Annotated in this window: 15 protein-coding genes; 9 read left to right on the forward strand and 6 right to left on the reverse strand. The window is 35.5% G+C overall.

The genetic code is table 11. The annotated features are described in order from the left end of the window. Positions 1-4 precede the first annotated feature (4 nt). From H0Z36_RS05135 to H0Z36_RS05155, 5 genes are all read right to left on the reverse strand, one after another. On the reverse strand, positions 5-229 hold the full coding sequence (locus H0Z36_RS05135) for a FeoA family protein (RefSeq protein WP_296864178.1): 225 nt from the start codon (positions 227-229) through the stop codon (positions 5-7). Positions 230-391: 162 nt separating this feature from the next. Continuing rightward, on the reverse strand, positions 392-973 hold the full coding sequence (locus H0Z36_RS05140; protein WP_296864179.1) for an NAD(P)H-dependent oxidoreductase: 582 nt from the start codon (positions 971-973) through the stop codon (positions 392-394). 250 nt (positions 974-1,223) lie between these two features. Continuing rightward, positions 1,224-1,871, reverse strand: coding sequence for a DUF1847 domain-containing protein (locus H0Z36_RS05145; protein ID WP_296864180.1), 648 nt, complete (start codon positions 1,869-1,871; stop codon positions 1,224-1,226). 24 nt (positions 1,872-1,895) lie between these two features. Beyond that, positions 1,896-2,183 carry a hypothetical protein gene (locus H0Z36_RS05150; protein WP_296864181.1) on the reverse strand — a complete coding sequence of 96 codons (288 nt, stop codon included), beginning with the start codon at positions 2,181-2,183 and terminating at the stop codon, positions 1,896-1,898. 73 nt (positions 2,184-2,256) lie between these two features. After that, positions 2,257-3,384, reverse strand: a complete 1,128-nt coding sequence (locus H0Z36_RS05155; RefSeq protein ID WP_296864182.1) for an ABC transporter substrate-binding protein — start codon at positions 3,382-3,384, stop codon at positions 2,257-2,259. 596 nt (positions 3,385-3,980) lie between these two features. Here H0Z36_RS05155 and H0Z36_RS05160 point away from each other — a divergent pair. The 9 genes from H0Z36_RS05160 to H0Z36_RS10650 all read left to right on the forward strand — a co-directional run bounded on the left by H0Z36_RS05160 (position 3,981) and on the right by H0Z36_RS10650 (position 11,565). After that, the gene (locus tag H0Z36_RS05160) at positions 3,981-4,319 is read left to right on the forward strand and encodes a hypothetical protein (protein ID WP_296864183.1); all 339 of its coding nucleotides are present in this window, start codon (positions 3,981-3,983) and stop codon (positions 4,317-4,319) included. Between the two features lie 410 nt (positions 4,320-4,729). Next, positions 4,730-5,044, forward strand: coding sequence for a hypothetical protein (locus H0Z36_RS05165; protein WP_296864184.1), 315 nt, complete (start codon positions 4,730-4,732; stop codon positions 5,042-5,044). 115 nt (positions 5,045-5,159) lie between these two features. Next, the gene (locus tag H0Z36_RS05170) at positions 5,160-5,420 is read left to right on the forward strand and encodes a hypothetical protein (RefSeq protein WP_296864185.1); all 261 of its coding nucleotides are present in this window, start codon (positions 5,160-5,162) and stop codon (positions 5,418-5,420) included. A gap of 1,267 nt (positions 5,421-6,687) precedes the next feature. After that, on the forward strand, positions 6,688-7,575 hold the full coding sequence (locus H0Z36_RS05175) for a C39 family peptidase (RefSeq protein ID WP_296864186.1): 888 nt from the start codon (positions 6,688-6,690) through the stop codon (positions 7,573-7,575). A gap of 137 nt (positions 7,576-7,712) precedes the next feature. Further along, entirely contained in the window at positions 7,713-8,972 is a 1,260-nt protein-coding gene (locus H0Z36_RS05180) for a hypothetical protein (protein ID WP_296864187.1), read from the forward strand. Between the two features lie 829 nt (positions 8,973-9,801). After that, positions 9,802-10,455 (forward strand): hypothetical protein, encoded by a 654-nt coding sequence (locus H0Z36_RS05185; RefSeq protein ID WP_296864188.1) that lies wholly within the window; start codon positions 9,802-9,804, stop codon positions 10,453-10,455. 20 nt (positions 10,456-10,475) lie between these two features. Beyond that, positions 10,476-10,643 carry a hypothetical protein gene (locus H0Z36_RS05190; RefSeq protein WP_296864189.1) on the forward strand — a complete coding sequence of 56 codons (168 nt, stop codon included), beginning with the start codon at positions 10,476-10,478 and terminating at the stop codon, positions 10,641-10,643. Between the two features lie 317 nt (positions 10,644-10,960). Beyond that, entirely contained in the window at positions 10,961-11,275 is a 315-nt protein-coding gene (locus H0Z36_RS05195; RefSeq protein ID WP_296864380.1) for a transposase, read from the forward strand. Positions 11,276-11,343: 68 nt separating this feature from the next. Further along, a complete protein-coding gene (locus tag H0Z36_RS10650; protein ID WP_366508866.1) occupies positions 11,344-11,565 on the forward strand; it encodes an IS3 family transposase in 222 nt (73 codons plus the stop codon). 157 nt (positions 11,566-11,722) lie between these two features. Here the strand turns inward: H0Z36_RS10650 and H0Z36_RS05200 are convergent, their stop codons facing one another. Continuing rightward, positions 11,723-12,478 carry a hypothetical protein gene (locus H0Z36_RS05200; protein WP_296864190.1) on the reverse strand — a complete coding sequence of 252 codons (756 nt, stop codon included), beginning with the start codon at positions 12,476-12,478 and terminating at the stop codon, positions 11,723-11,725. Between the last annotated feature and the right edge of the window lie 65 nt (positions 12,479-12,543).

The following is a 12,543-nucleotide window of genomic DNA, read 5'->3' on the forward strand; positions in this document are numbered from 1 at the left end:
TATTTTATTTAGTTTCAACAAATATCTGATAAGCCTCCTTCTTGCGCAGGGCAATTAATGTATCCCTTAATTCGAAAACTATGGGACTACCTGCCGGACTTTTACGCACACTCTTAATCTCAGTCCCCGGCACAAAACCTAAATCTAAAAGCCTTCTTTTAATAGAACCATCCAGATCAACAAGATCGATAATACCCTTCTGCCCTACTTTCAAATCTGAAAGCCGCATACAAAGGAACCCCCTGTCAGTCTAAACTTAATATTCTCTGACAATTTATAATAAGCAATCAGTAAACAAAAGGTTACTTTATATAATTGTTTTATCCATAAAAAATGCCCTTCTCAAGCAACCAGCTCAAGAAGGGCATTTTTAATCTTTTTATCTTCAAACTCAAGCAAAATTTTGAATAAGATTTCTGACCTCACTGAGCATATTTCTACGTTCCTCATCACTTACCATAGGAACCGCATAAAAAATCTTGCTCTTATATTCAGAAAAACCGCAAAAACCAAAGAGAGCCTGAGCTATTCCCATATCTACGACTTTATCCAATCCGGTTTCTTTGGCAGTTTTTTCATCAGCTCCTGCAGTAGTAATAATAAGCCCTTTTTTCCCATTCAACAAACCTCTAGGACCAGACTCAGTATATTCATAAGCAAAGCCTATGCTAAACACCCGATCCATATAACCTTTCATAATCGCAGGAACCGAATACCACCAAATAGGGGCTACCATAACTATAATATCAGCATTTCTTACATCTTCCTGTTCAGCTTTAATATCAGCTGGAACATTACCGGTATGTGTACCTTCAAGATCGGCTTTAGAAAGCACCGGATTAAAATTCATAGCATAAAGGTCTTTTACCTTTACTTCAATACCTTTTTTCTCAAGCTCTTCTTTTACTGTGGCAGCAATAGCAGCATTAAAACTTAAAGGATTGGGATGAGCATAAACTAACAATGCTTTCATTATATCAACACCTCCTATAACAAACTTATTATATGCAAGAAGTTTCTGATAATTCAAGTATCATACCTGACTTTTTTTTATTTTCTGATCACAAACACCTATAAATTCTGGCAGAAATTAAACAATAAAAAAACAATTTCTCTTATTCAAATCTGTCTGAATAAACTTCTTCTGGAAAGTGCACAGTTCTACAAAATTCCCTCTGTAAAAACTCTTAAGGACATCTATATAAGGATCCTTGTTCAATATTTCATTTATCTTCCTCAAGTAATTTCTTATAATAAGAATTTACCGTGTAAAGAGCTGCTGTCGGATTATGGGCGAGCACTCTATCCTTAGTTATAAGAGTGGTTACAGGAGCTTTAGAATATTTATTAAATAAAATATCATGCCCTACACAAAGACCTATAACTACATTTAATTCAGTATTTTCACGGTTCAGGGCTTCTGCTTGTAAAATCGGATTACAGGCAGCCTCAAATTGATATGGCTTTAATTTCATCTCCTCTTGTAAACCAAAATCACATTTATCAACACTTCCTACTTTACAAACTACACAGTAGGGATTAAGTCCTTTAGCCCTTACAATGCGTGCAAAAATCCTTGCTTCATTGATTAAACCTATGCATGCGGCTATACCTATTTTATTCATTCCCATTTTCCTAGCAAATTTAATAGTTTCTTCAACCCGGGTAAGTTGCCCATAATATTTCCCTTCAATAAAAGCAGCTGTCTGCATTATTCTCCGGTTCTCTTCATCTGCATAGATCTGCCTTACCTTTTTTATCTCTTCTTCCGACAGATTTACAGTAAGACAGAAATCTGGATATTTACCGTCACGCCGGTAACAATTATTCCCTTTACATTCAGTACATGATAATACGGGTTCACTCTTCATCACAAAACCTCCAGAACAAATTGTCTAACTCTGTCTTAACACTTCTTCTTCCAGCATGTCAAGTATGCAGGTGGAAAGCTCACCGTAAAGCGGATGGGCACGGCTGCGGGGACGCGGCATATCCACTTCAATTACCTTTTTTATACGTGCCGGCCGTGTACTCATTACCACAATTTTATCTGCCAAATATATAGCTTCATCAACACTGTGGGTTACAAAAACTATAGTTTTGCGATTCGTCTGCCAAATCCGCAAAAGCTCTTTTTGCAAAAGAATGCGGGCACTATTAACCCCAATCCTTTTGTTGAACACAAAACAAAGGCTCCATGCCATCAGCATAAAGCAGTTGGCAGGAACCTCAAAAAAACTTAAATTTTATTCCTGTTTATCTGAGAAAACTGAAATCAAACAATATATCTTTAACTTCTTCCAATTTTTTATCCTTCAGTTCACCGTTCAATTTTCCCATTTGATTCAGGCTATCTAAGAAAGTTTCAATTCCCCGCATCCAATCAGCATTAGGATCTGTACTGTAAACAATCACAGAATTTTCAGCCGCTTCCGGCGGGACTCCTATCCACTCGGCAGTAATATCAGCCGCTTCTTTCGCATTATCATTACACCATTTGGAAACATTACTCATAAGTTTAACCATAGCCTTTACTACGGCAGGATTATCAGCCATTACCTCATCCCGAGCCCCCATTACACAGCAGGGAACATTAACCCAGCGTCCTTCAGGAGGCATATCTGCAATCTGGAATGCAATTTTGCCCACCCCTTGAACTTCTGCGACATTGGGGAAAGGTGCAGGAGCCACTACCCCATCAACCTGTTTGCTGTTCATAGCCGGAATAAAATTAGAAGTCCCTTTCAAATCCACCAACAAAACATCAGCCGTACTGTCATTAGGATCTTCTGTAACCTTCAAGCCCTGACTTTTAAGAGCAGCCTCAAATACAATTTTAGGTGCACTAGTTGGGGAATGATAACCTATTTTTACGGGATTTGGGGACTCAGCTAAATAACCAGCAAAAGCATCCCAGTCCTTTATGTTACTCTTTTGAGGAAACACCACTGCTATCCCTTCAGCTTGAAGAGGACTTATAACCTTAACCTCAGTTCCCTTATCTATCCCTGTCATAAAAGCAGTAACTGAACTCAGAGCTATATCCAGATTACCCTGAGCAAACAAGGTGGCAGTCTCCGACCCACTCTTGGTAACTACTACATTTACATCTGCTACTTTCTTTCCATCCTCTATAAGCTCATATTTTTCTTTGGGAACCACTTCCTTAAGATAAGTTCCCATCTCTTTAAAATCCTCCCCTTTGGCCATGGCCACAATAAAAGGAGCATGATGGGTAGTGAATATGTATCCCATGTTAATAACAGGTACCTGCTCCGCCCGGGAGGCCGCATCCTTCCCTCCTTGCTGCCCACATCCGCTTACAAGCAGAGCAAACATCAAAATCAAACATAACACAAAACCCAACCTCTTACCTTTTTTCATTCTTTCTCTCCTCTCATCATTTTTTCGAAATAGTGCACCTAATTTTAGCCTGTCACAGGCGACTAATTATTACTTTTATTTATTATAATAATTCAAAAAATTCATCCTTCACAATTCTACTACCATCGACCGCAATTGTCAATCCATATGTTTCCAAGAGACAAGCCGAGGTAGAGGCCCTCTCTCCCCCTGTCTTTTGGGAACAGTCATGTCAGCATTCTTATCTTATCTTCCCTTCCCCTCAGCTGACACAAATCTCACTTTCCCTGTCCACCAGGTTAAATTTACGCAAACTCTTTTTTTACAAGCTGCACCCTAAAAAATACCGTTTAAGTTCAAAATCCTGCCATTTATTCCATTAATATTGACTTATTATTTTCTTGGCGTATTATGGTATCAATAGCAATTTATAGATACAGCAGTTAAGCCGATCAGCTGTCCCCACTAGGCTAAAGCGGGCAAAAATCAGCAAATAATAGGATTTGTCCCGAACCAAGGCGTATAAATACTTAAGTGTAACTCCTGCTGAAATTGAGCATCGAGAACCAAAAACCTTAAAAAGAAACTTAACCTCATATGTTCAGGGAGGTATAAACGTGAAGTTATCAAAAAAAGTTAGTAATATTATCATATTCTGCATGTTGATGCTATTTATTTGTGCTGCTTTCGTGGCTGGTGGAGATTACAATTATAAAGGTACTCCTATATCTAAAGAAAAAAAAGAAAAATTTAAACAATATGAAAATGAACGTCTTAACTCTGAATTTATAGAACAGGATCAGAGCCAAATACCGGTTAAAATTTACGATGAAAACGGAGTCTTGCTCTTAGAAACAAATTCAGAATTTTATATTAAGCACCAGGAGGAAATAGATGTATTATATGAAGCCTATAAACAAGGGAAATGTTCTATTCCATTACCAATTAATGATTAAGTTAGGAGTATTATAAGAAGCTGTCTGTAATGGGAGCAGCATAGACTTCAGATTTATTTTTATTTCCTTTGAAGATGCCGAATTTTCCAGATATGTTTTTGCGATACGTGGATGGAGAAGGCCGGACTTCTTGTTTCCTTTTTTTGATTTTTAGATGATGGATTTAATGAACCTGTTTGCTTATTTTTTATGTTCAGGTGCGAATGTTATCAGGAATTCCTCCCTGTTTTTATGTTTTCATTTTATCACTTAAATGCTTTTTCTCCGATCTGGTCAGGGGACTATACAATTATGATGAGTTAAGGAAGTTTGCCGCCCAAGAACTATAGATGTTTGATTCCTAGAGGTGATATCTTGTTTTTTGCAGATTAAGCGGACCAAAATGCAGTGGTATTTGTGGGGGGCTAACAATGAGAAATAAAATCTTAGGCTGTTTATTCATTCTCATCTTTGTTTTTGGCATTGTTATAGGAGAAATAGCATATACCCAAAAAATTATGAATAGTCCATTGATATTTTTGGGGATGCAACCTTATTATTCCATAGGACCACGTAAAGTTATTACAGCAGGTTTATTCTTCTTAGCTTTGGTTATCATAGGATTTTTGGGGGCAAGGCATTTTTTAAAAGATGTTTATCCTCAAATTACAAATAATTTAATATTCATATTAATATTATTTGTGTTACTATTCCCCATGATAAAAAACATATATTTATATAAATAATACAGACACCATTAATTTGTAGATCTCAACTGGTTACTGACCTTTAAAAGCACAATATATTTTACACTACTCGATTTTGAGTACTTACAAATATCATATTAAAAGGTGATATATAATGATCAGTTTTGAACTCATTAAAATAATTATTGGAGTAATAGCACTAGCTTATTATTTATATTTATCATCATCTTCAAAACAATATTTGCGTATACGAGATCTTTTAATAATAGGATTGATTCTTTGGATCAGCCCTATTATCAGCGAGATGATTTGGCAAAATGAATTGCATCCCATGCAGATTTCAGGAGTTTTAGTATTCATATATGCCTGGGGAATTTTTATAGTAGAAAAATTTTTTGAAGGTTTAAAATCGTAAGTATCATAAAGACAATACCTATTATAATATGGCTATCCCCTAATATTAGGTAATGTTTACTAATTTCACGAAAAATGGTTATAAGAAATTGGCGATTACAGCAATAAAATAATAATAAGAGCCTATAAGAACCCTAACGGAAATGTAGAGATTAGGGGTTGCCTTAAAAGAGGCAAAAAAACCATGGGAACACACCGCGTGAACAGTTTTTCTTGCCTTTTTCTAAACCTTCTTGGAAAGACCACAAAAGGTTCTGCATAATCCACATTCCTTTTACAATACAATTTTAACTATTATCCTTCTGCTTACCCCAGTCAGCTCGGTTTATACACATTCTCTCCTCAGCACTTTTATGGGGCATTCCTTATAATTCCCCAAAATTTAAGCGTTTCATTTCTCGCTTGAAGATCGGCAGAATTATCCTTAATCATTCCTGATATCTCAGCCGACAAAAAGCAAAACCCCGCTCATACAGTAAAAATGCCAATTTCTATCCTCCCTTCCCCTCAGCTGACACAAAATTCACTTTCCCTGTCCACCAGGTTAAATTTACGCAAACTCTCTTTTTAAAGGCTGCACCCTAAAAAATACCGTTTAAGTTCAAAACCCTTCCATTTATTCCATTAATATTGACTTATTATTTTCTTGGCGTATTATGGTATCAATAGCAATTTATAGATACAGCAGTTAAGCCGATCAGCTGTCCCCACTAGGCTAAAGCGGGCAAAAACCAGCAAATAATAGGATTTGTCCCGAGCCAAGGTGTAATAAAATAAATACTCAAATATGACCTCTGATGAATTTGAGTAAAGAAAAGCAAAAAACTTAACCAGCATCGAAAGCTGACTAATACAGTATCCCGGCATACCCGTATTCAAATATCAGATCAGCTGCAGGAAAAAAGATAGATGGAGGTGTTGGCAAAAGAAGAATCAGAATTTGTGTCAAACTGATGTGAAAGGAGTGTGGTATCCCCCGGGCTAAACGCATATATTATTTTGAAGAGCAGATATAATGTCCCTTCGTATTCAGGTGAATATAAAATCTGCTCGGCTGATAAAATGTTATATTGTTCCATGAATAAGCATATTAGGCTATTCATGGAAAATGGTTGTCTTTTGTAAAATAAAAAACTGCGTTATCAAGAAATAAAAGCAGATAGTAATCAAAATATTGAAATAGGAGGAATAAAAATGAATAGGAATTTAAAAGAATAATCTACACTGCTTTAAGTACTCTTATGTGTTTAATAATTTTACCCGGAATAGTGTTTGCTGATAATATCGATAATTTAGAGGATCCCAAACATAGTATCGTAGCGCCTATAATTCAGGATTATAATGCAACAAACAGTGGTATCGGAAATATATCATCTGATGAAAAAAAAGCAGCCAAAGAAAAATCGGATATGGCACAAAAAGTAATGAAAATAAGAGACAAATCTCTTATTAGTCCGAAATCAATAACAAAAAACGATCTTGAAATTGTTCAAAAATTTATTGATAAATACTTTGCGGGAACCTCTGTTAGTAATTTTATCTCTACTAATATTATAGACAAGACTTCTAATAGCAATGTATCAATTAAAACAAATCCTGGTGATTATCAAGCAATGAATCTATGGTTACCAGGTAAAGTTCAAGAAAAAGATTATTGGTGTGCTCCAGCATCAGGTTATGCTGTTTTACGCGGGAGGGGAATAAGTGTTACCCAGTCAGAATTGGCAAATAAGATGAAAACTACTACAAACGGCACACTTTTAGGCAATGTTGCACCAGCGCTTAATCAATATAATGGCAGGAACGGCAATCGGTTCAGATATGTTTTGCTCATGGGACCGGGTTACACTGCACCCGATTGGCCGGTTAAATTTACTAATAGCGCAATATCTACGCTCCTAGGTGGTTATGGAGTCATATATGATGTTCATCAAATAAAAGGTAGCAAATATCACTTACAAGGATATGAAACTATGAAAAATAATCACATTTATCATTATGTTGCAGGAGAAGGGTTTAATAGCTATGATCCTTCAAAAAGAATTTGTTATTACTATGATTCAAATAATCAAAAACATAATTTGGGCGATAGGCACATGGAAGTTACTTTTTATTGTATAGCTGTCTTGTGTAATGATAGGGGCCTGATTTTTTAGGTTTTGAGATTTAAGCTGGTTACCTCTGGCCTTGTCGTCGTACAAAGCCAGAGGATTTAATATACAACTGGGTTGTATGGCAAATAAATGAAGGAGATGTAAATTAAATGAAAAAAAGAATACTTTTGTTAGTTGTTTTGACATTAACTATGTTAACCTTAACTTCTTGTATCCAAAATAAAAATCAGGAATCCATATCCAGCAATTCTTCTGTCAGCAATAATGCTGAAATCCAACCGAAAAGTATTGAATTAGTAACGAAGAAGAATTACAAAATCAATGACGAGATTCCTACAGGCAATAATGCTGATATCATTGCAAAACAGGGTGAACTTACGGCTAAAGCCTTTGACCGCCCTGAGGCTACTTTACTTGGAACAGATAGAAAAGGCAACATTATTATCTTTAATTCCGATACGGAAGATATAGAAAGGGTAGATTTAGACGGAAATATTTCAATTGTGATGAATATTATGCAGGGGCGCAAGAACCATGTTTATACTATAAAAAAGCGGGGCGATATAGTTGCCTGGTCTGAATGTCCTCATGCCGATCAAGATCCCGCAACCGATCTCACCAACGGAGCAGATTGGGCTTTGTATTATGCCAACCTTAAAACCAAAACCATAACCAAAGTTGATGAATACAGACCCGGAACAGTAGTTCCGGAAAACGCCCAATATCGATACCTATGTCCCAACCAAATCAGTATAGCATCGGATTACATAACCTATTGCTCTTGGGAACATAATCCGGATGGTGAAGTAACCAGTGTGATCAAACTGTATACCATGTCTACCGGTAAACTGGAAATCCTTGACTACCTCAATGAGGATCTCACCAATCATGCCTTCGGCAACCCTAATGTTTCCGGTAACAAAGTGGTCTGGTGCAAGGCTGTGGTAAATCCTGACGGGACATACACTGGCTACTCATATCTATACGACATAAAAAGCAAGGTCAAAGCAAAACTGGTTACCGATGAAAATATAATTAATCCCCGAATTAGCGGCAACTATATATACGCGGAAGGGCAACCCAACAAAACTTTTTATGATGCCGAAGTGTGTATTTATGATATTGACAAGAATGAATGGATTTATAAAATAAACAACGGTTATTCGGTGTATAAGCCGCGTGAAGATTATTATCTAACGGATTTACAAGAATACGGAAGCTATCTGCTATGGAGTTCGGGCATTCCTTGGGGAATAACAATATTTAATCAGAAGGATAACAAGTTATATAATCTCATTCCACCTCCAGATGGAGTAAAAGTGGACGAAATTAAATATCCGCATCTCCTGGATGGAGGATTGTTGGTTTGGTATGATCAAAAATATGGAGAAATCGTTGGTAAAGATAAATTTACTTTTAGATACATCCTGTTGAAATAATGGGACTTACCCTTATGTTTTTTGCAAAACCCCGAAAGAATTTGCTAGGTGTGTAAAATATAATGTAATATTTTGAGAACATGAAATTTAGACAAATTTTCTCCATCAATAAGGGGACAAGGCGTCCCCTGCAGGACCATGTTTTCGAACTAAGAATAAATTACGACAGGAGGAACAAAACACTATAAAACAGGGCTTAAATTCCGAGCTCTCCTTATGAAAATTTTTCTGCCTTTCCCAAGCCCACCAGGTTAAATTTACGCAAACTCTCTTTTTAAAGGCTGCACCCTAAAAAATACCGTTTAAGTTCAAAACCCTTCCATTTATTCCATTAATATTGACTTATTATTTTCTTGGCGTATTATGGTATCAATAGCAATTTATAGATACAGCAGTTAAGCCGATCAGCTGTCCCCACCAGGCTAAAGCGGGCAAAAAACAGCAAATAATAGGATTTGTCCCGAACCAAGGCGTATAAATACTTGAATATGAATCCTAATGAATTTGAGTAAAGAAAAGTAAAAAACTTAACCAGCATCGAAAGCTGACTAATACAGTATCCAAATACGCCCGTATCCAAGTATCAGTCCGGCTGCAGGAAATAAGATGAACGGAGGTGTTGGCAAAAGAAGATTCAGAATTTGTGTCAAACTGATATGAAAGGAGTGTGGTATCCCCCGGGCTAAACGCATATATTATTTTGAAGAGCAGATATAATGTCCCTTCGTATTCAGGTGAATATAAAATCTGCTCGGCTAACAAACTGTTAAATATGAAAAGGAGGAATATTACTAATAAAAAATGTGTCAGTCAGTAAGAAAATAAAAAAATGTTTGTTTTTTTATTGGCCTCTATGATGATACTATCTACACCATTTTCAGCATTAGCAACAGAAATGGATAATAATTTAATCAATGAAAATAAAATTATAGAGAACATGAATTATTTAGGTATAGAAAAAACTGCTCAAAGTAGTTTAATTGATAAGATAAGAAATGGCGAGTTGCCAGACAGTGATAATCCCGAAAAAGTCAAGCAGATTTCCTCCCTTTTAAATGTTTCAGAAAATAATCCGAAAGTTGAATATACTTTTGCCGATGGGTCAAAAATTCGTCTAGAAATAGTCGAAATTGGGAATAACGAAGTCGCTCCCTGTGGCACCCGTATTACGAAAGAAATAAAAGTAAAAGAGAGTACTACATTTACAACCGGCGAATTTAAAGCAAAGGTGTTATATGACTGGGATTATCCAAGATCAGAAATACTTAGGGTGTGGGATGAAAGAGTCACAGTAGTGGCTGGTGATTACTGGGATCCAAAGCTTAGAATTATTCAAAGAGTGCAAACGGACTCTGATCCCGCTCATGCAAGATTGTCTTTTAAATATCAGTACCAAATTAAAGGACGACCAATTGTAACAGGAACTGCTTGGATAGATTTGTTTGTTGACCAGCATAATCATTGGACTGACATAACCACATAAGTTATTGGAGGGCAAATATCATGGAAATGCAAAAATTTGGTGTAGTTTTGGCTCTGCTAGTTCCAATTATTAGCTTAGCAGTCCCAATTATTATTTTAATTGTTCTATTAAACACAAATAAGCTCTTAATAAAAATACTAAAACAACTTGAAACACCTCTACAGAAAAATAAAGATAATTACAAATAGCTCAGTATTTTTTTCCTTCGTTCAGTCATTTTGGCAGCCGATTATATAAGTTGAGTAGGAGGGGCTTAATTACCCCCTCCTACTCAGTTGAGCTCTAATTAATTGTTAACGCTCTTTCAAACATGCTTTTTAACAATATTAAAGTACAATGTTGACAAGTTTTATAAAAATTTACGTGATTGCCCTTTTGCTATCAAACATCTTAGCAATCAGTAAAATTATTATTCATATCCACATCCTATCTATTTAGCCCCCTAAAATATTTAGAGAAAATCTGTCTAATATGATAATCTTTAAACAAATGGGGGTAGATATTAATAAGCAGTAAAAAACAGTACAGTGATGAACTAAAAGAACAAATTATTAAAGAATGTAGGGAAACTGGTAATGTAGCTATTGTAGCCCGGCGCTATAATATTTCATCCAACACTATTCATACCTGGCTAAAAAAATATCGCAAAACCGGGTCTGTAAAAACTTTGCCTAAAGCTGGGAAGGATAGAAATAAAACCTTAGAAAAACAGCTTCAACAAATAAGTGTTGAAAACGATAGATTAAAAAGATTACTTGCTGAAAAAGAATTAGAAATTGCTATCTTGAGAGAGTTGACTAATAATAAAAACCCTCGTTAACCGACAGGGTTAATATAGCCAGAAGGTGGATAGAAAAAGGATGTAAAACCTGTAAAGTTCTTAACTCTTTGGAAGAAGAATGCTATACCTGCAATGAATTTTTAAATTTCAGGGAAGCGTATGAAATTATAAGCCAGTATATAGAGTATTATAACAACCGGAGAATACATGGAAGTCTTGGATACTATATACTCCTGCTGATTATTATGAAATTCACAGAGATAAAAATATTTTGGTACAGGTTGCTTAACAGAGTTTTTTATAAGTATTTTGAAAACTTATTTCTCTAGTAGTCTAATTTTATGTAATTTTTAAAGAGCATTAGATTTAGACAGATTTTTTACATAAATAAGGGGCCAAGGCGCAATTCAACAAATCGGAGGCAAACTCCTACACTCAAAGGCTCTTTTCTTTCTCCGATTCGGTTAGGGACTAGATAGACATAATTTAAGCAGATTTGCCGGATTTATAAAAAAAGAACAATACAACAGATAACATAGAAAAAGCAAACCAGATTATTAGTAATTCACAAGTCATAACTGTAACATTTAGTATCGTTCCAAGGTTTTCTGAAGGCATTAGGAATTCTCTTGATATTAGACCCAATCCTATTAACAAAGCATTTATTACAACAAAATAACCTATTATAACAGCTAAAATTTGAGCTCTTTTTCCTTTCGATAAATCAGCACTGATTGCAAATGATTTTAAAATCCCCTGCTTCTCTATTACTACCACAGGCAATATTAGTCCATAACGCCAGGGGATAAAAAAATACATAAATAAGGCCCATACCTGTCCTATTAATAATAATAAGGAATTTCTAACAGCCATATTTAGTAATAGCAAGCCATATACCACAAACCCTATAATGATAGCAGTTGCAATAAGCTTAGGCCAATTATATAATCCCGCAATGATTATTTTCTTATACGATAAGTCTTTTGTTGGTGAATTTTCAAGGTAATACAGTAAAGCCCCCATACATAGCAAAGCAAAACAAACATCAACTACATACCAAACAGGGAAAAAATATCGTATAGTATGAGCGCCAATACCTAAAAAATTATCCCCTTCTACTATAAATATTTGAGATAAAATTGACTTAACTATGACAGCCATTACCAAAGCCGGCGCCAAAATTGCACAAACCATTCGAATATTTTTTACCCACCAAATAATAGCATCCTTTATGATGGTCATTGTAGCCCTTCTTTCTAAATATAGAATTATTTATTAAGCATGGTTAAGTGGAAACCCAATTGTTT

It is taken from the genome of Thermosyntropha sp. (genome assembly GCF_017656155.1).
Taxonomy (GTDB): Bacteria; Bacillota; Syntrophomonadia; order Syntrophomonadales; family Syntrophomonadaceae; genus Thermosyntropha.